Source organism: Euzebya pacifica (genome assembly GCF_003344865.1).
GTDB classification, from domain to species: domain Bacteria; phylum Actinomycetota; class Nitriliruptoria; order Euzebyales; family Euzebyaceae; genus Euzebya; species Euzebya pacifica.
Map to the genome: position 1 here is coordinate 350,045 of NZ_CP031165.1, position 26,595 is coordinate 376,639.

12 protein-coding genes are annotated in these 26,595 nt (G+C 70.8%); 7 read left to right on the forward strand and 5 right to left on the reverse strand.

Annotated elements, in window-relative coordinates; genetic code table 11:
* Positions 1–168: 168 nt before the first annotated feature.
* Complete coding sequence (locus tag DVS28_RS01460; RefSeq protein ID WP_114589871.1) at positions 169–1,851, forward strand: HNH endonuclease; 1,683 nt, start codon at positions 169–171, stop codon at positions 1,849–1,851.
* A gap of 206 nt (positions 1,852–2,057) precedes the next feature.
* On the opposite strand, the gene DVS28_RS01465 is transcribed toward DVS28_RS01460, so the two are convergent.
* Positions 2,058–4,076 (reverse strand): post-COAP-1 domain-containing protein, encoded by a 2,019-nt coding sequence (locus tag DVS28_RS01465; protein ID WP_164709791.1) that lies wholly within the window; start codon positions 4,074–4,076, stop codon positions 2,058–2,060.
* A 246-nt stretch (positions 4,077–4,322) separates the two neighbouring features.
* On the opposite strand from DVS28_RS01465, the gene DVS28_RS01470 reads away from it, so the two are divergent.
* A complete protein-coding gene (locus DVS28_RS01470; RefSeq protein ID WP_114589873.1) occupies positions 4,323–5,330 on the forward strand; it encodes a HEAT repeat domain-containing protein in 1,008 nt (335 codons plus the stop codon).
* A gap of 44 nt (positions 5,331–5,374) precedes the next feature.
* On the opposite strand, the gene DVS28_RS01475 is transcribed toward DVS28_RS01470, so the two are convergent.
* From DVS28_RS01475 to DVS28_RS30100, 3 genes are all read right to left on the reverse strand, one after another.
* A complete protein-coding gene (locus DVS28_RS01475; RefSeq protein ID WP_114593929.1) occupies positions 5,375–6,541 on the reverse strand; it encodes a flavin-containing monooxygenase in 1,167 nt (388 codons plus the stop codon).
* 148 nt (positions 6,542–6,689) lie between these two features.
* Positions 6,690–8,441: a LuxR family transcriptional regulator gene (locus DVS28_RS01480; protein ID WP_114589874.1), complete on the reverse strand. Its 1,752-nt coding sequence runs from the start codon at positions 8,439–8,441 to the stop codon at positions 6,690–6,692.
* 75 nt (positions 8,442–8,516) lie between these two features.
* Positions 8,517–8,882 (reverse strand): GntR family transcriptional regulator, encoded by a 366-nt coding sequence (locus DVS28_RS30100; RefSeq protein ID WP_425461036.1) that lies wholly within the window; start codon positions 8,880–8,882, stop codon positions 8,517–8,519.
* 170 nt (positions 8,883–9,052) lie between these two features.
* On the opposite strand from DVS28_RS30100, the gene DVS28_RS01490 reads away from it, so the two are divergent.
* From DVS28_RS01490 to DVS28_RS01505, 4 genes are all read left to right on the forward strand, one after another.
* On the forward strand, positions 9,053–12,535 hold the full coding sequence (locus tag DVS28_RS01490) for a cell wall-binding repeat-containing protein (RefSeq protein WP_164709792.1): 3,483 nt from the start codon (positions 9,053–9,055) through the stop codon (positions 12,533–12,535).
* A 252-nt stretch (positions 12,536–12,787) separates the two neighbouring features.
* Positions 12,788–13,684, forward strand: a complete 897-nt coding sequence (locus DVS28_RS01495) for an ABC transporter ATP-binding protein (protein ID WP_114589877.1) — start codon at positions 12,788–12,790, stop codon at positions 13,682–13,684.
* Entirely contained in the window at positions 13,681–14,472 is a 792-nt protein-coding gene (locus tag DVS28_RS01500) for an ABC transporter permease subunit (RefSeq protein ID WP_114589878.1), read from the forward strand. Before DVS28_RS01495 ends, DVS28_RS01500 begins: the two co-directional genes overlap by 4 nt.
* Before the next feature lie 82 nt (positions 14,473–14,554).
* The gene (locus DVS28_RS01505; protein WP_164709793.1) at positions 14,555–15,523 is read left to right on the forward strand and encodes a sensor domain-containing diguanylate cyclase; all 969 of its coding nucleotides are present in this window, start codon (positions 14,555–14,557) and stop codon (positions 15,521–15,523) included.
* A gap of 69 nt (positions 15,524–15,592) precedes the next feature.
* Here DVS28_RS01505 and DVS28_RS01510 read toward each other — a convergent pair whose 3' ends face one another.
* Positions 15,593–16,192 (reverse strand): hypothetical protein, encoded by a 600-nt coding sequence (locus DVS28_RS01510; RefSeq protein ID WP_114589880.1) that lies wholly within the window; start codon positions 16,190–16,192, stop codon positions 15,593–15,595.
* 216 nt (positions 16,193–16,408) lie between these two features.
* On the opposite strand from DVS28_RS01510, the gene DVS28_RS01515 reads away from it, so the two are divergent.
* The gene (locus DVS28_RS01515) at positions 16,409–26,422 is read left to right on the forward strand and encodes a cell wall-binding repeat-containing protein (RefSeq protein ID WP_164709794.1); all 10,014 of its coding nucleotides are present in this window, start codon (positions 16,409–16,411) and stop codon (positions 26,420–26,422) included.
* Positions 26,423–26,595 lie beyond the last annotated feature (173 nt).

The following is a 26,595-nucleotide window of genomic DNA, read 5'->3' on the forward strand; positions in this document are numbered from 1 at the left end:
GTGGGGGCCGTCCATCCGCGCGGTGACAGGTCGCGGCGTCTTTCCGGGCCGGCGGCCTGCCCGCGGTCCACAACCCTCGGCCGAGGCGATGTCACACCCCCTGCGTATGGTGCGAAGTACATCGGATCAGGTACGTCGATCGGTTTCTCGGAGGAGGTGGCACGAGCGGTGGAACACGGGGTGGAGGTCGGGTGGGACGAGCTCGTCGACGTGCTGCGTGCCGAGGGTGTCGGCGACGTCCCGATCGGCGTCTGGATGACCGCGGAGGAGCGGTCACGGGTCACGGGGGCGGACGCATCCAAGGACGGTGTGGAGGAGTCGGAGGGGCAGCCGGTGTCCGCGGTGACCCGTGCCCTCCGAGGACTGGGCGACCTCAACGCGTGGCTGGCCGGTGGGGAAGTGGCCGACGTGGCGGCGCTGCGGACGATGGTCGAGGGGTTGGCCGGACTGGACGCGGCGCTCTCGGCGGCCCGGTTGCGGGCCATGCTGGCCGCGCGGGAGGCGGGGCTGCCAGAGGCCGATGGGGCGGTGTCGTTGCAGGCGTGGGCGACCTCGACCATGGCGCTGTCGACCGCCACCGCGACGAGGGAGGTGCGCCTGGCCGAGGGTTTGGCGGACCGACCCGACGTGGTGGACCTGTTGCAGTCGGGGTCGATCTCCCACGACCACGCCGCGGGGATCGTCGCCGCCGCCGAACGGCAGCAGGCCGACCAGGAAGCCGCCACCCGGGCGCGCGCAGCAGCAGAGGACGAGGAACGGGAACGACGGCGTCGGGCCGACCAGCTGGCGCAGGCGGAGGCCGAGTCGATGGCCGAGCGCACGAGGCTGGCCCGGGAGACGGCCGAACGCGAACGGAAGCTCGCGCAGGAACGGGCTGAGCGCGCAGCGGCTGAGGTCGCCGAGAAGGAGGCGGCACGGCGGGCTCGGCAGGATGCCCTGCTGCAGTCCGCGACGTCCGGTGCGTCGCCCGACCAGCTCAAGCGGAAGGCCGCGCAGCTGCGGACCCGTGACGCCGACGCGTTGGAGCGGGCGGTCGCCGCCCAGCGGTCCCGACGGTCGGTGCGGACGTGGACCGACCGCACGACCGGCCAGCGTGTCCTGCGGATCGACCTCGTCGACGACGACTACGAGATGCTCACCGCGGGCCTGCAGGCCTGCTCGACGATGGACCCGCCGGGCACCCCTGACGCGGAACGCCGGACCCCCGAGCAACGTCGCTACGACGCGTTCGTCGACCTGATCGGCGCGGGACTGAAGGCCGGTGAGCTGCCGACCATGCGGGGGGTCCGTCCGCACGTGACGGTGACCGTGCCGGTGGACACGCTGACCGGCGATGCCGACTACCCGGGTGTGGGTGTGTTCGGGGTGACGCTGTCCCCGGAGACCGTCCGGCGGTTGGCCTGCGACGCGCGGCTCACCCGAGCGGTGCTGTCGCCCACCGGGATGCCGCTGGACATCGGCCGGGCGACGCGGGTCTGGACCGCCGCGCAGCACCGGGCGGCCGAGCTGTTGTTCGGTGGCTGCGCCTTCCCGTCCGCTGACGGGCAGCCATGCGGCCGGCCCATGGCCTGGACCGACCTGCACCACGTGACCTGGTGGCGCCACGGTGGCCGGACCGACCGTGCCAACGGCGTCCCGCTCTGCCGACATCACCACACCGCCGTGCACCACGACGGCTGGCGGCTCTCGTTCGACGTCGCCACGGGCACGGTCACGATCAAACGCGGGCGAGGCGGGACGGCGATCAGCCGGACGACGGTGTTCCCGCGCGACAACCCGAGAAGCGGCCCGTTGATCGAAGGCGAGGACGACCCGCCGGCTGGCCACGGTGACGGCCGATTAGCCATCTGACCCGCACCCCGCCGCCGGCGGGGACGTCGGGCTGCCCGGAGTCGTGATGCTGGTCAGCGGCGCCGTTGCCCAATTGGGGCCTTGCGTTGAGGTGGACACTTCTGTCATTGCCACGGTGGCCCGCACGACCCGATCGCCGTTGGGCGACGGTCGACGTCGACCAAGGCGATTCGCGCCCTCGGGTCCAAGCTGGCTGCGTGGACCCGCTACTTCTTGGGCTTGTGGATCTGCACGTTGCCTCGGAAACGGGGCACGTCGAACCCGCGGGAGTACCCATCGGCCAAGACGAGTTCGAAGCGGTCGTCACGCCCGGGCTCGTCCATGTCGACCAAGTGCAGAACGAATCGCTGGTCGATGTCGTCGTGCAGCACGCGCCCCCAGACCCAGGCGTGGAGGCGGTCCTCGGAGACAAGGATCCCGTCGATGTCGTCGGTGTGCAGGTTCAGACCCATCTCGTGGTCCTGATACTGCAGGGTGCCGCGAACACCATGCGCCGGGTTGGTCTGGAACTCGAAGCCTGCCGTCGCGAAGCCATCCGGAACGGGCATCCGCATCCCGCCTGTGACCTTGCCGTCGGAGGCGGTGAACACGCGGAGAGTCACAGACGTCGTCTCGCACGGATTAACCGTCACCTCCTTCACGATCGCGAAACGACCGTCCACCACGACCAGATCGGGGTCGTCGCTGAACACGTCATCGGGCAGGAATGCCGTCACCCTGTACGTGCCGGGCAGCAGTCCGTCCCATCCATCGAGATCGGCCCCCGACGCTAGTGCAAGGGGCTCGTTGTCCAGGATCCCCGGGACGTCGACCTCCTCGAGGTGCATCTCCAGAGCCAGGGGATCCAGGTCTCCCTGCACGTTGACCACGTCGACGGCCACCTCGCCGAGACAGACGTTGCCGAAGTCGACGTCGGTCATGACGTCCCCGCTTCGCACAGTGACCTGCTGGTTCCCGGTGGAGGGAGCGGTCTGGCGCCACCCGTCCTGCAGGAGTTCGGCGAGGGTGTAGGTGCCCGGGACGAGGGCGTCGAAGGCGTAGCTGCCGTCGGACGCCGTCGTGGTGGTGGTGCTGGGAGCCAGCTCGATCGACCATCCTTCGAGGCCGACGTCGCCGTCCCCAGCCCCGTCGACGCCGACGTCGTGGAACTTGCGTCCCTCGATCCTCGCGGGCCGGAAGTTGCCGAAGTCCAGTCCGGTCACGACCTGACCGGACACGACGTCGACCGTGTGGGAACCCGACGCGGGGACGGACTGAATCCAGCCGCCCTGCAGGACCTCGTGCACGGTGTAGTCGCCTGGGTCGACCAGGACGGTGTAGCTCCCGTCTGCCGCCGTGATGGCATCCGCGATCACGGTCCCGCCACGGCGAACCTCGATGTCCCAGCCAGCGAGTCCTGGGTCGCCCGCGTCGACACCGTCGGCGTCGAGGTCCTCGACCTTGTGTCCTCGGAGCGTGGCGGGCCGGTAGTTGCCGAAGTCGCGATTCCCGTAGTGGGTGTCCTCGGCGCCGTACGGCACGACCACGGCGGCGGGTGCCTCACCGGCGATCCAGCCGCTCTGCTGGACCTCTCGCAACGTGTACCGCCCGCCCCCGATGGGTTGGCCGCCGGCCCGCAGGGTGTTGGCGTCCAGGCGGAAGGCGTATCGGCCGTGCGCGTCGGTGATGTCGTGGGTCACGTACTGGCCGTCGAGCAGCAGCTCAATCCGCCAGCCGCCCAATCCGGGCTCGCCGGTGTCCCGGTCACCGTCGGCGTTCATGTCTTCGTACTTGGTACCGCTGATCGTCGGGGCTGGTCCATCGGGGGCGCCGCGGGAGTAGTTGCCGCACACCAGCGCGATGAACCCGCCTTCATCACCGATGACGGTCAGCCTGGTGTCGACGAGCGTGTTCTCGACCGGACCGAAGTTGGGCGTCACCCCAGGAGGGCAGATGCCCTGTGTGCCGCTCGGGCGGTTCAGGCAGCCGGACCAGAACAGGCCTCGCGCGTCGATCGTGGTGATCGAGGACCAAGTCATGAAGTTGTTGTCGAAGCCCTGACCGTTGTAATAGCTCCGCTCAGTGATGAGTTCGCTGTGGGTCACGTCCCGTCCGGGTGTGCCCGTGTGCGTGAACGTCTCGCGAGCCGTGCCATGAGGCAGGTTCCGCAACGCTGCTTCGTCTTGCGTGGCGGCGTTCGCCGAAGCCGGAAGGAGCGTAACTATCAGCGCCGTGATCGCGAGCACGATCGCAACCCTGTGCCGTCCCCCTGCGCGTCCACACGCAAGCATCGCAACAACGTTCCCCATGACCCCACACCCCTCGTGTCGTTTCCCACCGTTGGTTGTCGCGCCACGCGCACCCCGGCCACGACGAAACGGAACCTAGCGTGTCCTTGGCGACGAGGGAAGGCCTGATCTCGATCGGAACACGTACCTCGGCGGAGCGGACGACCCGCGCCGTTGGTTGGCGACGCGGTAGAACGCGCGGTGATGGATACCGATCGGCTCGATGAGGCACTGCAGGGCCGCAGCCCGTTGACCAACTCGTTGCGGCCCGGACGCGACCGGGGAGGGCTGGTGGCGGTGCGGGTCGATGGGTACGGGCTGCCCGAGCCGGTCGTCGAGTGGTTCGCGTGGCACGACGGCGCGGACGGCGCGGACGAGCTGGTGCCCGGCGGCCGGCCGCTGGCGCTGGACCACGCGGTCGCGATCGCGGCGGCCCGTCGCGGGGCAGCCGACCGGGTGGCGCGGGACGCGGGGATCGACGCGCCGATCGGCTGGCAGGACGGGTGGTTGCCGCTGCTCACCTCCCAGCAGGAGGAGCGATGCTGGGTCGTGGACTGCGGCCGAGCCGACCCCTCGGTGCTGCTGGTCGACGTCGAGGATCCCGACCCGGCGACAGCCCACGAGTCCGTGGCTGCCATGGTCGAGGCCATCATCGTTGCGTGGACCTCGGGGGAGTGGACGGCCCGCGATGACGGACGGATACGAGTGGACCCGGACCAACGCGGTGAGCAGGCCGTGGACTCGACGCTCCTCGACGGCCTGTACGCCACCGACGAGGACGAGGTGTACGACACCACCCTCGCCATCGAGGCCAAGCTGAACCCGGGCCTCGTGTCCGGACTCCGGCGTGCGGTCGTCGAGGCACCGCTGCCCTGGACTCGCACAAGGGCGGTCGAGCTCCTCGCTCGCATCGGGGGACGCGACGCAGAGGCCGCCCTCCACGACGTGCTGGCCACGGCGCCCGACACGGGAGTCCGCGAGACGGCCGCCGCCTTCCTCGACCCGTACGACACACCGGCAACCGCCGACGCGCTGGTCGGTGCGCTGGACGACCCCGCCTCCGCCGTGCGGGCGAAGGCGGCCTACTCCCTCGCGGGCATGGCCAGCTCGATCACCGCCGTCCACCTCGAGGCGCTGGAGGCGCACCGTGCGTCCGCCGACCCGGAGGTCGCGAAGGCCATCGACTACACCCTCGGTGCGTTGCGCCGCTGACCGACGCGGTGACCGTCAGACAGTGCCCCTCAGGCGGTCATCCTCTACGCGGCGGAGACGGCGCGGAGACCCGCGCCCTGCCCGGCCATGCGCGAGTCCAGATGCCCGGCCAGGCGTGCGGCGTCGCGGCCGACGCCGTGGATCATCTCCGACGCCATCGAGTCGAGGAACAGCAGCCCGAGGAAGTACAGGCCGGGTTCGTCCTCGGCCACACCGCTGCGGTGGCGCGGCTCGAGCTCGCCATGCACGGGCAGGTCGATCCAGGGGAAGTTGTGGGCGTAGCCCGTCCCCCAGACGACGCTGGACACCTCGACCCGCTGACCATCGGCCAGCACCGGCATGCCGTCGCGGACGCCCTCCACACGCGACACCCGCTCGATGCCGGCCGAGGCGATCTCGCGTGGCTTCAGCCTGATCAGCGGACCACCGCTGGAGAGGATCTTGGGCCGGGCCCGCCGACCGATCGGGGTCCGCACGGTCAGCACGTGGCTGAAGATTCCCCGCAGCACCGTCCGCACGCCGACCAGACGGCCGAACCAGCCCTCGATGCGGAACGGGATCTTGCCCGTCGCCCGTCCGGCAAGCAGCACACGGCGGCCGGTGCGGCCGACCCGCGCGTCCGCACGGGCCAAGTCCATGGCGATCTCCGCCCCGGAGTTGCCCGCCCCGACCACCAGCACGTCTCCCTCACCGACCTGCCCCGGCGCTCGATAGGCCGAGGAGTGCAGCTGCACCACCGACGGGTCCAGGTCGTCGGCGACCCCCGGGATGTGGGGCTGCTGGAAGCCCGCCATCGCCACGACGACGTTGTCGGCCGTCCAACGACCCGTACCGGACTCGACCAGGAACCGATCGCCAGTCCGCGAGACCCGCTCGACTCGAACCCCGTGGCGGATCGGCAGCGCGAACCGTTCGGCGTAGGCCGCGAGGTAGTCCGCCATCTCGTCCTTGGTCGGGAAGTGCCACGGCTCGGCCGGGAACGCCATGCCGTCCAGGGCGTCGTACTTGGCCGGGGTGAACAGCCGCAGGGAGTCCCATCGCTGTCGCCACGCGTCGCCCACCCGGGCCCGGTCGTCGAGGATGAGGAACGGCCGGACCAGCCGCTGCAGGTGGTAGCCCATCGACAGGCCCGCCTGCCCGGCCCCGATGACGATCGTCTCGACGTACCCCTCGTCCACGAGGCGGTCGTCGTTGGAGGTGGAAGTGGTCATGGTGGGCTCCTCGCCGAGGTCGCTCGAGCGGTGCCCCTCTGGCACCGCTCCTGATGACCTGATGCTGCGCCGGGACACGACGCCACCGCATCGCCGGCCCTGACCATTCCTGCCGACCCACCGATGGTTGATCCTGACCATCGACCGGTCACAGGACCCCGTGCTGGAACCCCCACGACGCCGCCGCCGTCCGCGAGTCGACCCCCAGCTTGGCGAAGATGTTCTGCAGGTGGCGGGCGACGGTGTGTTCGCTGATCACCAGCGCCTCGGCGACCTCCCGGTTGGAGCGGCCGTCGGCCACGAGGCGCAGCACCTCAAGCTCACGGTCGCTCAGCCCGCCGGCATGGGCCATCCCCGCCCCAGCCCGACCGGTCCCAGCCCGACCGGTCCCAGCCCGACCGGTCCCAGACGGAGCGGACCCAGCCCGACCGGTCCCAGCCCGACCGGTCCCAGACGGAGCGGACCCCGACGGGCTCGACCGAGCCAGGAGCGACTCCACCGACCGCAGGTCCGTCACCGCGCCGAGCTGCTGGAACACCGTGCGGGCGGCGTCGAGTTCGAGCAGAAAGCCGTCCTCGTCACCCATCGCCCGGCACGCCCGGCCGAGCAGCACCCGCACGCACGCCGTCTCGTAGGGAGCCCCCAGCTCCTCCCACTGGCGCCACGCCCCGCGCAACACAGGCAACGCCTCACCCGCCCGTCCCTCCTCCACCAGCACCGTCCCGAGCGCTTGGTCCGCGGTTGCCGCGAGCAGTGGCGAGCCCACCCCGCCGGCCAGCTCGACCGCCTCGCGCGCCGCCGCCCCCGCATCCTCCAGCCGATCCTCCGCCAGCAGCGCCACGACCGACGCCGCCAGCAGGTGCACTCGCTCGGGCGGGTCCTGCGGCTCCTCCAGGACCCGGCGCAACGACGCGCTGGCCGCATCCGGCCGCCCCTGCGCCAGCCGCAGCAACGCCAATCCCGGTTGCGGGGACCGGCCCCACCGGCTGGCCTCCTGGTACGCCTCCTCTGCCTGGCCGAGCGCGCCGCGCAACCGGTGCAGCTCGGCCTGCTGGTAGTGCGCAGCCCCCACTGCCGGGTCGATCGGCGGGTCGGCCAGCCGACGGCACGCATCGACGGCCGCCGACATCGCCGCCGGCCAGCGGCCCTGCACCTGCAGCACCTGCGAACGGTGGATCAGGCACTGGCCGCGGAAGGGGACGAGGTCGGGATGTTCGTCGCACCACCGGCCCAGCGACGCGGTCCACTCCGCCGCCCGCTGCAGGTCGGCGATGCGCTGGCAGGTGTCGATCGCGCCGCAGTAGATGATCCCCGCCGGGATGGGCGAGACGGCGCCGGACCGCACGGCAAGGATGGCCTCGTCCAGCAGCGCCAGCCCCTCGTCGGGACGGCTGAGGTGGAGGAGCGCCTGCCCGAGTCCCAACCGGCCGATCGCATCCAGGTCGGGGTCGCCGGCCCGTTGGGCGTGGTCGAGGATCCGGCCGAACAGGCCGGCGGCGGTCTCGGGATCGGCGCTGTCGTTGGCGCCCAGGGCACGGGGGACCAGCAGGTAACCGTGCTCGACGGCGTCAGGCCGGTCGGCGACCAGCCGCTCGGCACGAGCCAGCCACCCACCGCCACGAGCGGGCTCGCCCCGCCGGGACAGCTGCATGCCCAGCCAGAACGCACATCGTGCCGCCCGCTCCGGCCGACCGGCGTCGACGTGGGCCTGGATCGCCCGTTCGCGTGCCGCGTGGCCGGCCTCGTTCCGGCCGGTCAGGTGGGCGACGACGGCCAACCGTTCGAGGTCGTCGGCGTCCAACCCCACGTCACGGTCAGCCGCCGAGAGGGTGCGGTACGCATCGCCCCACGCCTGGCGGTCGAACGCCAGGCGACCCTCCTCCACCAGCTGTGCCGACATGCAGCCTCCGAGTGGCCCGACCCCCGGTCGGGACTGCCCTCGAGCATGCGACCGACCCCTTCGGTGGTCAACCGTTCAGCCCGGTGGTTCCTCGATGGCGCGGGTGGCCAGCTCGATCCCCACACCCGTCGGTACCCCCAGCTCGCGCAGCCGGGCCGCGTAGGCCTCCGCGGCGGCCTCGGCGGCCCGACGCCAGGGCTGGTCGGCGGTATCCACGACGAAGGTGCCCTTTCGCCCGCGGGTCGCCACGATGCCAGCCTGCTCGAGCTCCCGGTAGGCGCGGGCGACGGTGTTGGCGGCGAGTCCGAGCTCGGTGGCCAGCCCCCGCACGGTGGGCAACCGCTCACCCGGGGCCAGCTCGCCGGTGTCGATCCGTTCGGCCATCTGGTTGCGGACCTGCTCGTAGGGCGGAAGGGCTCCGTCGGCATCGATCACCAGCACGCGCTGCACGGTAGGCAAGGGGGTTGTCTGTCGCAACACCGCGACTTGCGTGATCGCCTCGCGCCAAGGAGGGACACGGCGTAGGGTCCGGATCACGTTCAGTGCGGGAACGGGGAAGCGCCGTGATGGTGCGGCCTCGTTGCGTCGACAGTCACCACGAAGGAATGCGCATGGCCACTCGTCCCACCCACCTCGCAGGACTGGTCGTGCTGGCCTTCCTGGCGCTGACGCTCCCCCTGAGTGGCTCGGCGTCCGCACAAGGGGGAATGACCTGGTACCTGGAGGACGTCGTGTTCGACTCCGGGGCCACCGCGCACGGATCCATCGACTACGACGAGACCACCGACACGTGGTCCAACCCGAACATCCAGGTCCTGGACAGCCCCGCCTACGGGCAGCCGGTCATGACGTTCCTCAGCCCTGACCACATCCAGCAGCCACGAGAAGTTGTCGTGGTGCCAGAGGTGCCAGCGGACATGACAGGCGTCCCGCTCGTGGTGCTGCGGCCGGACGTCGCGCCAACGAACGCTGGCGGAACAGTGCCGCTCGAGACTGGGGTCGTGACCTACCTCGGCACCTGCAACGAGCCGTGCTCGACGTTCAGCGGTCCGTTCGAGGGTCTGGTCAGCGGCCGGTTGACGACCGAGCGGCGAACCTGGTTCGTGGAGGGCCTGGCGTTCCACACCGGCGCCACCGGCAGCGGGTCCTACACGTTCGACGCGGCGGCGAACACCGTGAGCGACATGGACGTCACAGTCGTCGGCAGCCCGGCCCTCGGTACCACGGTCTACGGGGACCCGAACCCCAACCATCCAAGCTGGTCCGGCTACCTCCATTCGGTCGAGCAGGCGTCAGCGGACATGACCAACGTCCCTGGTGTCCTGTTGCAGCTGGACGGCAACATGACCCACTCGGGCGGAGTCGTCGCGATCGTCCCCTTTCCCGCCGGAAGTTCGGGCCATGGCTGGTGTCAGGATGCGACCTGTTCGTCAGTCGGGGCCACGGACCTTGTCGACGCTGGTCGGGTGAGCACGTCGAGGACCCCTCCGGCCATCACGAGCGCCGGAACTGCCAGCGCCCCTGAGAACCAGACCGCGGTGATCGACGTCGAGGCCACCGATGACCTCGACGCCGAGGGCAACGGGCTGACCTACGCGATCACCGGCGGTGTCGACCAGGCGTCGTTCGCCATCGATGTCGCCACTGGCGTGCTGACGTTCGACCCTGCCCCGGACTTCGAGGACCCCCAGGACGCGGGGACGGACAACGTCTACGACGTCCAGGTGACCGCCAGCGACCTCGGCAGGCTGACCGACGTACAGGACATCGCCGTCACCGTCACAGGAGTCGAGGAAGCTCCCACGGCCGACGCCGGCTCCGACGCCACCATCGCGGAGGGCAGCGACGTCACGCTGGACGGCACGGCGTCCACCGACCCCGAGCAGAGCGCCGCATCCCTCACCTACCGCTGGGACTTCGACGAGGACGGCATTCACACCGACGCCACCGGGGCCACACCGACGTTCACGGGACCGGACGGGCCCGACACGATCACCGTTGGCCTCGAGGTGGAGGACGCCACCGGACGCACCGACCGGGCCACCGTCGACATCACGATCACCAACGCCGACCCCGTCATCACCGCGGTCACCGACGACGGGCCCGTCGACGCCGGCAGTCCCGCCACGATCACCGTCACCGCCACCGACCCGGCCGCGGCCGACGACCCGCTCTCCTACGCCTTCGACTGCGACGGCGACGCCACGTTCGAGGTCGGCCCGCAGGCAGCCAACAGCACCACCTGCACCTTCGCAACGGCCGGCGGACATCCGGTCGACGTCCGCGTTGCCGACGACGACGGGGGCCTGGCCACCGGGTCCACGACGGTGACTGTCACCGACCCCTCAGCCCCGGTGGTCACCCCGGTCGTGCCGGCCCCCGGTGGCCTCGCCGGGTGGCACGTCGCCGACGTCGCCGTGACCTGGAACGTGTCCGACGCCGAGTCCGCGGTGACCACCACCACAGGCTGTGGACAGACCGACGTCACCAGCGACACCACCGGGCAGGTCGTCACCTGCGAGGCGACCAGCAGCGGTGGCACCACCACGAGCTCGGTGACGATCACCCGTGACGCCACCGTCCCCGATGTGGTGGTCACGGGCGCCAACGACGGTGACACCTACGCCAACCGCAGTGCGCCGACCCCCGGCTGTGACACGACCGACACGACCTCCGGCGTGCAGACGGCAGCGGTCGTGACGACCACGGGCGCCAACCCCGACGGCAGCGGGACGATCACCGCCACCTGCAGCGGGGCCGACGACGTCGCCGGCAACGCTGCCCCACCAACCTCCATCACCTACCGGGTCCTCCCGCGGCCCCCGTCGACGGCGCCAACCGTGGCCCCTGTGGTGGAGGGGTCGTCCACACCCGGACTGCTGACGGTGACGGTCACCAACCCCAACGACCGCGAGGTGACCGTCGAGCCGTTCGAGCTGACGGTGCACGGGGTGGCGGCGCTGACGCTGCCCGAGTCCTGCCAGGCCGACAACGTCGACAGCGACACGACCCTCCTCACCTGTGACGTGGGCCAGATGGACGCCGAGCAGGTGGTCGCGCTGGAGATCGGCGTCGACGGCACCGGGCTGCAGGCCGTGGACGTCACCGGCCCCGACGGCCTGGCGCTGCAGGTCCAGCCCTCGATCCCCAAGGATCCGGCAGTCCTGGCCGAGCTGGTGTCGTCCACGAGGTTCGCCTCCGTGGGCACCCGCGGGGCCGACGAGCGTCGCCTGGCCGCCCACGTGGTGCTGTCACGCGATGACGTGTTCGCGGACTCCCTCGCCGGGTCGGTGCTGCTCGGTGACGGCCCCCTGCTGTTCAGCGCGTCCGGCGCGCTGGACGACGACACGCTCGCCGAGATCGACCGCGTGCTCGGCGGCAGCGGCACCGTCCACCTGCTGGGCGGACCCGCTGCGTTGTCCGCTGACGTGGCGGCGCGCCTGACCGACGCCGGGTACACCGTGAACCGCCTGGCCGGCCCGAGCCGTGTGGAGACGGCGATCGCGATCGCTGACTTCGCGGTGGACGGGACGGGTGCACCGGCGCAGGTGGCCATCGCCCGTGCGGACGCACCCGCCGACAGCCCCTCGGCGGCATGGGTCGACGCGATCACCGCAGGTGCATGGGCTGCCGACAGCGGGCAGCCGGTGCTGCTGACGTCCACGGCCGCCCTGCACCCCGCCACCCGCGACTGGCTGGCCGGCGCCGGCCAGGGCGACGTCGTCGTCCTCGGTGGCCAGGCGGCGGTGTCGGAGGCGGTCGAGACGGCGCTGGTCGACGCGGGCCACGAGGTGACGCGGATCGACGGTGCCACCCGGTTCGAGACGGCGGTGGCGGTCGCTGATCGGTTGTGGGCGTCCCCCGCGGCCGGGCGGGTCCTCGCGGCAGGCGAGCTGGAGACCGACTGGGCCCATGCCCTGGCGCTGGCCGGGATGGCGGCCGATCGCGACCAGCCGCTCCTGCTGACCCTTCGTGACCAGCTGCCGGAGCCCACCGGTACGGCGCTGTGCAGCACCGACGGACCCCGTCCGTACCTGCTGGGCGTCCCGGACCCGGCCGCCGGACTCCTGGCCGACCTGGCAGCCATCTGCTGAGGCACGGAAACGCCCCGGCCGACGCGACACGTCGACCGGGGCACACGGCCTCGGCACACGGTGCAGCAGGGAGACGAGCGTCCCACGTCGAACCCAGTGCGTCGACGGGATCATGACCGACCGTCCGAGCCTGCTGGAGTCCGTCATCCAGGACATGGGCGTGGCCTACTGATCCTGCGGTCCGCCGAAGGTCCCCGCCGGCGGGGGCACGACGGCCCTTCGTGACCGGACTGGCCGTCCCACCATGAGGGCATGGGCACCGCCATCCGCACCGAGGGCCTGACCAAGGTCTACGGACGGCTGCGTGCCCTCGACGACCTGGACCTCGAGGTCCCCGAGGGTGTGGTGTTCGGCTACCTCGGCCCCAACGGGTCGGGCAAGTCGACCACCATCCGGATGCTCGTCGGCCTGCTCCGCCCCACCGCCGGCCGTGCCACCGTGCTCGGCCACGACGTCGTCGACGACCGCCTGGCCGTGCAGTCGCTCGTCGGGTACCTGCCCGGCGACTTCACCGCCCCTCCCCGCCTGACCGGTAGCGAGTACCTCCGGTACCTGACCGGCCTGCGACGAACACACGCCATGCCCGAGGCCGAGCTCCTGGCAAAGCGGCTCGGCCTGGACCTCGACCGGCGCATCGGTGAGCTGTCCCACGGCAATCGGCAGAAGGTCGGGTTGGTCCAGGCGTTCATGCACCATCCGCCGGTGCTCGTCCTCGACGAACCAACCTCCGGCCTGGACCCACTCGTCCAGCGGGAGTTCCTCGCCATGGTCCGTGAGGCCCGCGACGCCGGCACGACCGTCCTCCTGTCCTCCCATGTCCTGTCGGAGGTCGAGGCCGTCGCCGACGTCGTCGCCATCCTCCGGGAGGGCTGCTTGGTCGCCGTGGAGTCCACCGAGGACCTGCGCCATCGGGCACGTCGACACGTCGACCTCACCTTCGCCGACAGCCCACCGGCGACCGAGCTGGCCGCCGTCCCCGGCGTGCAGGCGGTGACGGTCCTCGGCCACACCGCATCGGTCCTCGTGGAGGGGTCGATGCGCGAGCTGTGGCAGGCCGCCGCGCCGCACGGCATCGAGGACGTCACCAGCCACGAGGCCGACCTCGAGGAGATCTTCCTCACCTACTACTCGGGGGAGGGGCAGCCATGACCGTCGTCCTCCTCCGCACCCTCCGGGACCTCCGCCGAGGCCTGATCGGCTGGACCCTCGGCGTTGTCTCCCTCGTCGCCGTGATGGCGTGGGTGTGGCCATCGATGCAGGACATCCCCGACCTGGACGCCCTGCTGGCCAACTACCCCGAGCCGATGCGCGAGCTGTTCAACATCGACGCGTTCTCCACCGGTGCGGGGTTCTTCAACGCCGAGCTGTTCAGCCTCGTGGTTCCCATCCTGTTCGCCATCTTCGGGATCTCCCGCGGCGCTCGGTTACTCGCCGGGCAGGAGGAGGCCGGCCACCTCGAGGTCACCCTCGCCCAGCCCGTCCCCCGCTGGCGGGTCCTCGCCGGCCACGCCCTGGCCCTCGCAGCAGCCATGACCGTCCTCGGCACGGCGTTGCTGGCAAGCCTGGCGGTGGCCAACGTCGTCGTCGACGTCGGCCTCGGGCTCGCCGACATGACCGCGGCCTCGGTCTCGATGGTGCTGTTCGGCATCGAGTTCGGCCTGATCGCCCTGGCGGTCGGTGCCGCCACGGGTCGGCGGGGCCTGGCCATGGCGGTCGCGTCGGTCGCGGCCATCGCGGCGTACCTGCTGTACGCGCTCAGCAAGCTGGTCGACCCCCTCGACGGCTGGGAGGTCATCTCCCCGGTCCAGCACGCCCTGCGCGACGGCCCGCTCGGCACCGGCTGGTCGCCCGGCTCGCTGCTGGCCATGGCCGCCGTGGCCCTCTCGGTGACCCTGCTGGCCATGCCGATGCTCCACCGCCGGGACATCCACGGATGAATTTCGTCCAGTTGCCTCAGGTCGACAGGTCCCCTGCCGAGGAGGGCACGTGAGGGGACTCACCTGCAAGGAGACCGGTCTCGTGACGACGAACACCGCGACGCTGCCAGTACTCAGTCCGTTGATGGGTTTCGACGAGGCCTCGGCCATCGTCGTGGACTTCCTCAAGGAACACATCCCGCTGGGCTACTGGGCGGTCACCCGCTACGACGGGTACCGCCAGCTGTACCTCGAGGTGCGCGACGACGTGTACGGCGTCGGTCCGGGCGACTCCCACGCGTGGGACGACTCGTTCTGCGTGCACATGCTCGCGGGAGACGGCCCCCAGATCGCGCCCGACGCCATGGCGGTGCCGGCCTACCGGGCTGCTCCCGTGGGGAAGGCCATCGATATCGGCGCTTACGTCGGCATCCCGATCGTGCACGGCAGCGGTGAGGTGTTCGGCACGCTCTGCGGTCTCGACCCCGCGGCCCAGCCGGACGAGCTGGAGGAAAACGCGGCGCTCCTCGCCCTCCTGTCCAACCTGCTGACGATGATCCTCGACGTCGACCTGGCCCGTAGCGAGGAGGCGCGCAAGCGCGAACGGGCCGAGATCGCCGCGGACACCGACGTGCTGACCGGCCTGCTCAACCGACGTGGCTGGGAACGAGCCATGTCGCTGGAGGAGGACCGGTTCCGTCGCTTCGGCCACCCGGGATCGGTGATCGTGATCGACCTCGACCGGCTGAAGGTGATCAACGACACCCTGGGCCACCAGGCCGGCGACGACTACATACGTCGCGCCGGGCAGACACTGACGGGCTGCCTGTCACGCGAGGACTACATCGCCCGGCTCGGCGGCGACGAGTTCGCCATCATGGCGACCGACGCCACGCCCGAGGAGTCCGCGGCCATCGTCGACCGGATCTACGCCGAGTTCGCGGCGGCAGGGGTTGCGGGCTCGATCGGCTGTGCGCCCTACACCATCGTTGCGGGCTTCCCCGGGGCGTTCGACGCCGCGGACAAGGCCATGTACGAGGAGAAGCGGCGCCGCCGCGCATCCGAGGGCTGACCCACCACGAACACACGACCGCCCGCCACGAGAAGTGGCGGGCGGTCGTCGTTCGGGTCGGCCTGTGGCCTACGGCGTCTCGACCAGGTGGTCGAACTCGATGAAGGAGTCGCCGCTCATGGCGATGGTCTGGTTGGCCTGCACCCCGCGGATGATGACGCTGACCTTCAGGTTGCCGATTTCCGTGCCCGCGAGGGCGTCGTCGATGTCGGTCTCGAAGTCGAACTCGGGGTTGGCACCGGTCATGGGCACGTTCTCGTACACCTCGTCGACGAGCGTCGCGGTGTTGAAGCCGCTGTGGGAACCGGTCACCGTGACCTCGACCGTCAGCAGGCCAGCGGTGGCACCCAGGCCGAAGAAGTCGGTGGTGGCGATCGTGCCGCGGACGGTGCCGGCGGTGTCCAGCACGTAGGTCAGGCCGTCCTCCTGCGGGAAGTCGTAGGACAGCCCGAGGCCGGCCTCGTTGGCGACGCCCGCCACGTAGGCGCAGCCCTCGCTGTCCTGGCCTGACCTCGTTGCCAGGTGCAGGTGGTCGGCGTCACCACCGCAGTCGTCGCGGCGGAGGAAGTATCTCTCGTCCTCGCTGACCAGGTCGGCGGCGATGGCGAAGGTCGAGAACCCGACGGCCATCAGGGCGGCCAGGCAAAGGATGGCAAGGATGCGGCGCATGGGAAGTCTCCAGTTGTCGAAGGGTCGCGACGGTCAGTTCGACACCCAGCGGCGGATCTCCTGCCTCCGTCGTGGAGGGATGGGCCGGGCGGTCTGTTAGCGATCCGTTAGCGGGGTGTGGCCACCATGTCGTGCACCTCGCGCGACTGGAGTAGCGGAATGACGCCGGTTCGAACGACGAACACGATCGCCCTCGCGGCGGTGGTGGCAGTGGTCATGGCTCTGCTGCCAGCGATCGTGCCGCCTGCGTGGGCGCAGGCACCCGCGGGCGACCCCGTCGAACGGGTCGGGGGTACCGACCGGGTGGCCACCGCGGTCGCGGCCTCGCAGCGGTTCTACGACCGGACCGACACCGCCGTGCTGGCCACCGCCATCCGCTACCCCGACGCGCTGGCCGCAGGCCCCCTCGCCCGTGCCGTCCGCGGCCCGATCCTCCTTACGCCGAGCGAGGTGTTGCCGCAGTCCGTCAGGGACGAGCTCGTCCGCCTGGGGGTCGACACCGTCCTCGTCGTCGGTGGGGACGCGGCGGTCAGTGACACCGTCGTCGAGGGCATGCGCGCGGACGGCCTGCAGGTCGAGCGCATCAGCGGACCCGAACGCTTCGCCACCGCCGAGGCGGTCGCGCGCTGGATGGCCGAGCGGTACTCGCTGGCCAGCGCGACCCTAGCGCGGGGACGGGGCGACACCCCCGACGACGGGTTTGCCGACGCGTTGACCGCGGCGACGCTCGGGATGCTGGCCGACCGCCGACCCACCGTCCTGACCGAACGCGACGTCCTGCCGGCACCCACCGCGGCGGTCCTGGGGGAGGTGTCCGACACCGCCCTGCTCGTCGGCGGGACGGCGGCCATCTCCACCGACGTCGCCACCGCCGTCCACGGGCTGGTCGACGACCTCGATCGCGTCCAGGGGCGCAACCGAGCGGAGACCTCGGTCAACCTCGCCGAGATGGTCATCGAGCGGGTCGGTCCGCCCCGCCAGGTCCTCGTGGTCACCGGGTCGACGTTCCCCGACAGCCTCGTGGCCGGCGGACTGACCGAGCTGATCGGGGCGCCAGTGCTGCTGGTCCCGTCCAACCTCGTCGACGGGTTCCAGGGTGGCACGCCGACCCCGGCACGGTTCGAGCCGGCCGCGCCCGAGGTGACGGCGTTCCTGCAGCAGTACTGCGAGGACATCGAGCGCGCCACCGTCCTCGGCCTCGAGGCGGCGGTCTCGCCGGTGGTGGAGGAAGCGGTCGCCCGCCTGATCAACTGCGCACCGCTGGGGGAGGAGCCCGAGCCCGAACCCACCCCGACCGAGACGCCAACGGTCGAGCCGACCGAGACCCCCACCGGCGGGCCAATACCGAACCCGACCGTCACACCGACGCCGACGCCCACCCCGACGCCCACCCCCACACCGACGCCGACCCCCACCCCCACCCCCACACCGACGCCGACGCCCACCGAGACCGAGCCACCGCCCGGTGGCGTCATCGTGCCTGCAGTGGTCGGCCTGCAGCAGGGCGAGGCCATGAGCCGCATCACCGCCACGTCGCTGACGCCCGCGTCGGGCGGATCACGCCACGACGCCACACCCGCCGGGACCGTCCTGGAGCAGACCCCCCCGGCCGGCACCGAGGTCGAACGCGGCACGCCCGTGGAGATCCTCGTGTCGCTCGGCCCGGAGCTCGGCGTCATCCCCGACGTGGTCGGCCTGGACGAGGACGGCGCCCGCGCACGGATCACCGACGCCGGGTTCGACGTCGGGGACATCGGGCAGGGCCAGTCCGACGACTTCGCGGTCGGCGAGGTCAACCACCAGCTGCCACTCGCCGGCCGGCAGGCCCTGCCGGGCACACCGGTCGACGTCACCCTCACCACCGGCACCGTCAACGACCCGCCGACCATCACCTCCACCCCCACGACGACCCACACGACCGGCAGCCCCTGGACCTACGATGCTGCGGCGACCGACCCCGACGGCGACACGCTGACGTTCGTCCTGCAGGCCGGCCCGCTGGAACCAGACGGCAGCCCGGCTGCGACCATCTCGCCCAGCACCGGCCTGATCACCTGGGACCCCACCGACGACGACGCCGGTCCGACCGACTTCGTGGTCCGCGTCGAGGACGGCCGCGGCGGCATCGACACCCAGTCCTTCACCCTCGACGTGACGGTGCCGAACCGCCCACCGGAGGCGACCGACGACGTCCACGTCGTCGAGGTCGGCAGCGTGCTCGACGTCCCCGCGAGCGAGGGGGTGCTGACCAACGACAGCGACCCCGAGGACGACGACCTGACGGCCGCGCTGGTCACCGCGCCGCAGAACGGCACGGCAGAGGTGAACGCCGACGGGTCGTTCACCTACACCCCGGCCCCACCACCGATGGGCGTCGACGTGATCGTCGACGACGTCGACCTGACACGGCTGACCAACCCCTCGGTCACCGCGAGTGGACAGCATCCCGCTGACAGCGCCGACCGGATCATCGACGGCTTCCTGGGCACGTCATGGCGGGTCCTCAACCAGTCGGAATCGGCCTGGGTCGAGATCAGCTTCCCGGAACCGGTCACCGTCCGGGAGATCCAGTACCGGGGAAGCCGTCAGCACGCCGCCAGCCACTACGACTTCGAGGCAGGCATCTTCACGCTGAAGGACGCCAGCAACACCGTTCTGTGGACCAGCGGTGAGGTCGAGCTGGACGCCGTGGGGGAGGTCTTCGACCTGGACCTCGATGTCGAGGGGCTCGCGGGTGCGCCCGTCGCCGACGTCAGGGTCGTCCGCTTCGACGCGACCCGAGGCGACAGCAACAACACGAGCAGCAACAAGTGGAACGGCTTGGGCGAGATGATCGTCCTGGGCGATGGGCCGGTCCTGGAGCTCGCGCCGACACTGGAGTGGGCGTGGACCGACGACGACCCGACGACCCCGTTCCCCCGGGTCGAGGGGGCGGCGGCGAACATGCCCGTCGTGGGGGACCTCGACGGTGACGGCGTGCCCGAGGTCGTCGCGCTGATCCGGGATCAAACGTTCCAGCCGCGGGAGCCCGCCCGCGTACTCGTGCTCGACGGCGCCGATGGCTCGACGGTCTGGACCACGCCAACGGACTACCGGACCTCCTCACCGCCGACGCTGGCGGACCTCGACGCCGACGGCACGTTGGAGGTCATCGTGGCCGGCGTCAGCGACCGCAACTACGCCGAGGTCGTGGTCCTGGACCACGCGGGCGACGTCGAAGCGCGCCTCGACATGTTCCCCGCGACCCAGTTGGGGAAGTTCTCCGTCGCCGACCTCCAAGCCGACGGTGTCCCGGAGGTCATCGTGCCGGCGGACAGCCAGATCGCGGCGCTGGAGCTGCGCGGCGGCGGCCTGTCGGAGCTCTGGAGGACCAACGACGTGCCGGCCAGGCACTGCTCGGTGGAGAACTCCAACCATGTCTACTGCGCACCCATCGTCGCCGACATCGACCTGGACGGCAGGCCGGAGATCGTCCACGGCGGCCGGGTGTACGGACCGACCGGAACCCTCGACGCCGTCAACGCCGGCGTCGAGGGCGGCTTCACCGCGGTGGGGAACCTCGACGGCGACCCGTTCGCCGAGATCGTCCAGGTCCGCAACGGCCAGGTGTGGATCCTGGAGCACACCACCGACATCGCGGTCGGTCCGATCGACCTTCGCCGCCCCGCTGACTCCGGACCGACCCGCGGGGGCCCACCGACGATCGCGGACTTCGACGGCGACGGGTCGCCTGAGATCGGCATCGCCGGCAGCACCCGCTACGAGGTCTTCGAGGCCGACCTCACCTCCCGCTGGGATGCCCCGACCACGGACCCCAGCTCCAACTTCACCGGTTCGACGGTCTTCGACTTCCTCGACGACGGCTCTCCCGAGGTGGTCTACCGCGACGAGGACCACCTGTGGGTCTTCGATGGGCCGACCGGGGACGTGCTCGCCCAGGTGCCGATGGGCTCCTTCACCCTCATGGAGTACCCGGTGGTGGCCGACATCGATGGCGACGGTCAAGCGGAGATCGTCGTCGGATCCGACAAGCCGGTGACGCTGGCCGACGGAAGCGTCCAACCCACCGGCCTCTACACCTTCGGTGGCCCCGCCGACAACTGGGTACGGGCCAGGCCGATCTGGAACCAACACACCTACCACGTCACCAACATCGAGGCGGATGGGCGGATCCCGCGGGTCGAGGACGTCAACTGGCTGACACCGGGGCTGAACAACTTCCGCCAGAACGCCTTCCTGCCCCTCGAGGCCTCACGTCTGGACAGGTTCAGCTATGTGGCCGACGACGGCGCCGCCGGCGACACGGCCACGGTCTTCGTCGACATCGTCCCGCCGGAGAACGATCCCGTCTTCACCTGCACCCCCGCTCCGATCGCGGTGATCGGGTTCCCCTACGAGTCGCGGATCTGCGCCACCGACCCCGACCCCGACGACACGCTGACCTACGGCGTGGACGATGCCGGCGTGCAGGTGGTCGTGCCCGGACACTCCAACCCGTTCCTGTCCGCCCAACCCGACGGCACCACCGCCAGCGGCGGGGACGTCGCCCCCGACCAGTCGCCGGTGTGGGTGCAGGCGATCACTCCTGTGCCCGGAGAGGCGATCCGGTTCGACGCGTCCGGCTTCTCCAGCCACGCGGGCGGCGCGTCCGGCCCCGGCCCGGACGGTGCCAGCAGCGTCTCGCGTGGTGAGGAGCTGGGGATCGCCGGCTACACCCTGCCGCTGAACTCGCTGGTCGGCGTGTTCCTCGGCAGCGACATCCCCGCCGACCCAGCCACCCCGCCTGCGGGCCTGGACTTCTCCACGCCCGAGTCGCGCAACCAGACGGTGATCGCCCCCGAGGTCGAGCAGATCTTCTTCATCGGCGACGGCCGAACCGATGACGGAACACCGCAGGACGTCATCGTGCCCGCCGGCGCCACCCGCCTGTACCTCGGGACCAGCGACGGATTCGGTTGGTACAACAACACCGGGGCCTTCGAGGTCAGCGTCGTCAGCGGCGTCTACGACGGTCCGGCGGTCGACCCGGGGACGGGGCTGATCAGCTGGACACCCGACAGCGCCGACGAGGGCACCCACATCTACGTCTTCGAGGTGGTGGACTCCACCGGCCGGCGGACGTTCCGGTTCCACACCATCACCGTCGTTCGGCCGGTCGACGTGCCCGACGTCGTCGGCCAGGACCGGGCCGACGCCGAGGCGTCGATCACCGGGGCCGACCTGCGGGTCGGACAGGTCACCCAGGTGCACGATCGCGACGTCCCCGTTGGGCAGGTCATCACCCAGCAGCCGCCGGGCGGCAGCGTCGCCGCCCCCGACGACCGCATCGACCTGACCGTCAGCCTGGGCCCAGCTCCAGGTGACGAGGACGACGACGGCGACGGCGTCACCCCCAACGAAGGTGACTGCGACGACACCGACGACACGGTGTACCCGGGTGCCACCGAGGTCGACGGCGACGGCATCGACAGCGACTGCGACGGCTACGACGGGCAGCCACCGACCCTCGACGGGCTGGCCATCACCCCGGGCGATCCGGTGATCCGGGTCGGCGAGACCTTCCCGCTCCGGGGACGGGCCAGCTACAGCGACGGGACCTCCCGCGACGTGACGGTGATCGGCGCGTGGTCCAGCGGCACCCCCGCAGCGGCCACCGTCGACGCCGCCGGCGTCGTCCGCGGTCAGGCGGCCGGGACGTCCATCATCACCTTCGACCACGACGGCCAGCAGGCGACCGTCACCGTGACCGTCCGCGTCCCCGCGCCGGCTGATCGCACCCCACCGACCGCGGGTATCACCACCCCGACCGCGGGGGAGACGGTGACCGATCCGGTGGATGTGGTCGGGACCGCCAGCGATGCCGAGCTGCTGCGGTGGACCCTGGACCTGGTTGACGGCACGGAGGTGGTCAGCCAGCTGGCGACCGGCACCATCCCGGTCACCGACGACGTGCTGGCCACCCTCGACCCGACGATGCTGATCAACGGCAGCCACGAGCTGTTGCTGACCGTCGTCGACGTCACCGGCAACACCTCCACCGCCCGCCGGCCGATCACCATCGACGGACAGCTGAAGGTCGGCACGTTCAGCCTGTCCATCACCGACCTGACGGTGCCCATGGCCGGCCTTCCGCTGGAGGTCACCCGGCAGTACGACACCCGCGACGACGGGCTCGGCGACTTCGGTCACGGCTGGCGGCTCGGGCTGTCCAACCTGCACGTGACCAGCACGGGCACCCAGGGGCTCGGGTGGGCGATCACCGGCGGCGGGTTCAGCTATCGCCTGCAGCCGACCAGGCCGCACACGATCACGATCGTGCTGCCCGACGGGCGTACCGAGCAGTTCGAGGCGACCACCACCCCGGCGGCCACCGCGTTCGTCCCCCCGACGTTCGTGACGATGGGGTACGTCCCGCTGCCGGGCACCCGCGGGCGGCTCGAGCCGCTCGGCAACCGCAACGTCATCGTGCTCGGCAGTCTGGGACAGGAGGCGGAGCTCGCCGACGACACGACCCTGGCAACCTACGACCCGGCGGGCTTCCGCTACACCACCGGCGACGGGACCGTGTTCGTGATCGACGCCGTCGGCGAGATCCGCTCGATCACCGACCCCAACGGCAACCGCATCACCGTGGGGGCGGGTGGGATCACCCACTCCGGCGGCCGCTCGGTGGTGTTCGAGCGCGACGCGCTGGACCGCATCACCGCGATCGTCGACCCCGACGGCAACCGCCAGACCTACGCCTACGACGCCACCGGCGACCTGGTCGCCCACACCGACCCCGAGGGCAACCGCACCACCTACCGCTACACGGGCAGCCACGACCTTGTCGAGGTCATCGATCCGCTCGGCAGGACGATCGACCGCCGTGAGTACGACGCCGATGGTCGGCTGACCGCCATCACCGACCGGGCCGGCAACCGCCTCGAGCTGTCCCGGGACATCGGCGCCAAGCGGGAAGTCGTCACTGACATCGACGGTGACTCGATCGTCTACGACTACGACGACCGAGGCAACATCCTGCAGGTGACCGACCCGCTGGGCGGCGTGACCACGAACACCTACGACGCCGACGGCAACCAGACGTCGACGACCGATCCGCTGGGCAACACCACCACCCGTACCTTCGACGCGTCCGGCAACGTCCTGACCGAGACCGATCCGCTGGGCAACACGACCACTCACTCCTTCGATACCGCCGGCAATCCGCTGACCGAAACCGATCCGCTGGGCCGGACCACCACCTTCACCTACGACTCCGCGGGCAACCGGTTGGGCGTCACCCGCCCCGACGGGTCGACGGTTGCGCGCAGCTACAACTCCGCGGGTGAGCCGATCACCGAGACCATCGGCGGTGCCACGACGGTGTTCAGTCGCAGCGATGCGGGGCTGATCACCCGGGAGGTCGACCCGATCGGGCGAACGCGGTCGTTGTCCTACAGCGACGGAGGTCGACTGGAGGAGATGATCGATCCGGCGGGCAACGTCACGTCGTTGACCAGCGATGGGCGTGGACAGGTGTCGAGCATCACCGACCCCCTCGGCGCCACTACGCTGCTGGACGTCGGGCTGACCGACGAGGTCGACACGGTCACCGACGCCAACGGCGCAGTCGTTCACACCACCCGAGACGCGGCCGGCAACCCGATCAGCGTGGGCCTGCCGGACGGCTCCACCGTGGTCAACACCTTCGACCTCGACGGCAACCTGCGGTCGGTGACCCAGCCCGATGGCACGACGACCTCGATGACCTACGACAGCCTCGGGAACGTGCTCTCCGAGACCGACCCGCTGGGGGCCACGACGTCGTTCACCTACGACGCCGTTGGGAACGTCCTCACCGAGACCGACCCGCTGGGGGCCACGACGTCGTTCACCTACGACGCCGTTGGGAACGTCCTCACCGAGACCGACCCGCTGGGGGCCACGACGTCGTTCACCTACGACGCGGCCGGGAACCTGCTGACCCGCACCGACCCGCTGGGGGCGACCACCGGGTTTGCCTACGACGCGCTGGATCGGCTGGTCCGGACCACCCATGCCGACGGCACCATCATCGACCGCACCTACGATGCCCTGGGCAACGAGGCCTCCATCACCGATGCATCGGGCACGACCGCGTTCACCCATGATCGGGCCGGCCAGCTGGTGGCCGTGACCGACGCCGCAGGAGGTGTGACAACCGCAACCTACGACGCGGCCGGCAACCAGACCTCGATCACCGACGCCGAGGGGCGGACCACCCGCTACGCCCATGACGCAGCAGGGCGTTTGGTCACCACCACGTTCCCGTTGGGCTCGACCGAGCACGTCGGCTACGACGCGGCCGGCAACGTGGTCAGCCGGATCGACCGGAACGGTGTGCAAACGCTCATCGACCTCGACCCGCTGGGTCGCCCCGTCCAGGAAACCGTCGGCGGTGACCCGGTCCTCGCCGTGACCTACTCCGCGACAGGTCAACAAACGAGCATCACCGACCCGAGCGGAACGGTCGCGCTCGCCTACGACCCTGCTGGCCGACCGATGCAGGTGGCCAACGCGAACGGTTCGACGCTGGACTACGCCTACGACGCGGCTGGCAACCGGACCAGCATGCAGGCCCGCCCCGTCCCAGGTGGGCCTGCCCTGACCACCACCTACACCTATGACGCCGCCAGCCGGATGGCGTCCGTGCAGGCCCCCGACGGGGCCTTGGTGGCGCTGGTGTACGACGCCGCCGGCCGCCGCCAGACCACCGACCGGTCCAACGGCACCACGACGAGCTACACCTACGACGCGCGTCACCGGACGACCTCGATCGTCCACGAGCGCGGTGGCACCGTGCTCGGTTCGATGGCCTATGCCCGTGACGCCGCTGGCAATCCGACGTCGATCACCGAAGCCGACGGCGCAGTGTCCAGCTACACCTACGACGCGCTGGACCGGGTGATCAGCGAGGACCACCGTCGGAGCGACGCCTCGACGATCCTGGCTGCGGGATACGTCTACGACGCGGTCTCCAACCGGATCGCCAGCACGGACGCCGGGGGCACGACCACGTGGACCTACGACGACGACGACCGCCTCGTGACCCGAGACGATGGCACGTCCTGGACCTACGACACGGCCGGTAGGCAGCTGTCCCGCAGCGAGGCGGCCGGCACCCAGCTGCTCGGGTACGACCGTCGAGGCCTCCTGACCAACAGTCGGAGCGTCTCCGGCACCAGCACCACCCACGCCCTCGACGCGTTGGGCAACCGGGTCGGCGAGGGCAACCGCACCTTGCTGGTCGACCCGTTCGCCCCGACCGGCGTGCCCGAGGTCGTGGCCGAGCACCAAGACGGGACCGTCCTCGCCACGTACACCCACAGCGCCCACGGCCTGGAGGTCCAGTCCGTCGCGGGCACCGTCTCCTTCGTCCACGCTGACGAGCTCGGCAGCACCAGGCTGCTGACCGATCAGGCCGGCGCCGTCGTGGGTGAAGCGCGGTGGTCAGCGTTCGGTGAACCGTTGCAGGACACCCTCCCGGCCGACGTGCGTCACCGGTTCACCGGCGAGCGGCAGTCCGCATCGACCGGCCTCGTCCACCTCCGCGCCCGCCAGTACGACCCGGCGGCCGGCCGATTCACCTCCGTCGACCCCGACGTCGGCACGCTGACCGCACCCGACAGCCGCCATCCCTACCTGTACGCCGAGGCCAACCCGCTGACGGGAACGGACCCGACCGGACGCTTCACCCAAGGAGCGATCGGGACGGCAGTGGTCGCGGGCATCGCCACCGCGGTCTCCGCTGCCCTGTTCGCCCCGGCCGGCATCAAGGGCATCCAGCTGGCGAAACGAGCAGTCGTGGCGGGTAGCCTCGCCGCCGTCTCCACACTCCTCACCATCGAGCTCGCGGCCATCCTGGCCGGGTCAACGTTCGTCTTCGTAGTGGGGGCGGGTCTCCTGGCCAGCTTCGGCTTCGGGGCATCGCTGTCCGCCGCTGTGGGCGCCGCGATCGTGGTGGTCCTTGCATTGACGATCGTCATTGCCATCGCCAGCAACTGCATCACCGCGGTCATCCTCGACGGCTCGTGCGACCTCGGTGCGGTTGCCATCAGCACGGCCCTTGTCACGCTCGCCACCTTCGGCCTCGCCTCTCGACTTCCAGCGGCGCAAGTCCAGTCATTGGCCAACCGCATCGTCGAGAAGATCCTCGAGGTGCTGCCCCCGTTCGCAACCGACTACCTGACCAACGCTTTCTCGGATTGATGGCGGGTGGGGGGTGGTGTGCTGTCCGCGGCAGGCTTCCCGGGACCGGCACGTCCACACCCGTACGAACCCATTACGGCTCGCTGGTTCCTGCCCGACCGTGAAACACTCCCAGCCCGGACCGGGTTCTGCCCCGTCCGTACAGCGCGAACCTATGAGGGGATCGCGCCCTG

What these genes read in the sequence shown, in the direction of transcription:
- DVS28_RS01475 (WP_114593929.1), bottom strand. Translation starts at nt 6,541, where the DNA reads ATGACCACTTCCACCTCCAACGACGACCGCCTCGTGGACGAGGGGTAC.
- DVS28_RS01500 (WP_114589878.1), top strand. Translation starts at nt 13,681, where the DNA reads ATGACCGTCGTCCTCCTCCGCACCCTCCGGGACCTCCGCCGAGGCCTG.
- DVS28_RS01480 (WP_114589874.1), bottom strand. Translation starts at nt 8,441, where the DNA reads ATGTCGGCACAGCTGGTGGAGGAGGGTCGCCTGGCGTTCGACCGCCAG.
- DVS28_RS01510 (WP_114589880.1), bottom strand. Translation starts at nt 16,192, where the DNA reads ATGCGCCGCATCCTTGCCATCCTTTGCCTGGCCGCCCTGATGGCCGTC.
- DVS28_RS01515 (WP_164709794.1), top strand. Translation starts at nt 16,409, where the DNA reads ATGGCTCTGCTGCCAGCGATCGTGCCGCCTGCGTGGGCGCAGGCACCC.
- DVS28_RS01490 (WP_164709792.1), top strand. Translation starts at nt 9,053, where the DNA reads ATGGCCACTCGTCCCACCCACCTCGCAGGACTGGTCGTGCTGGCCTTC.
- DVS28_RS01495 (WP_114589877.1), top strand. Translation starts at nt 12,788, where the DNA reads ATGGGCACCGCCATCCGCACCGAGGGCCTGACCAAGGTCTACGGACGG.
- DVS28_RS01470 (WP_114589873.1), top strand. Translation starts at nt 4,323, where the DNA reads ATGGATACCGATCGGCTCGATGAGGCACTGCAGGGCCGCAGCCCGTTG.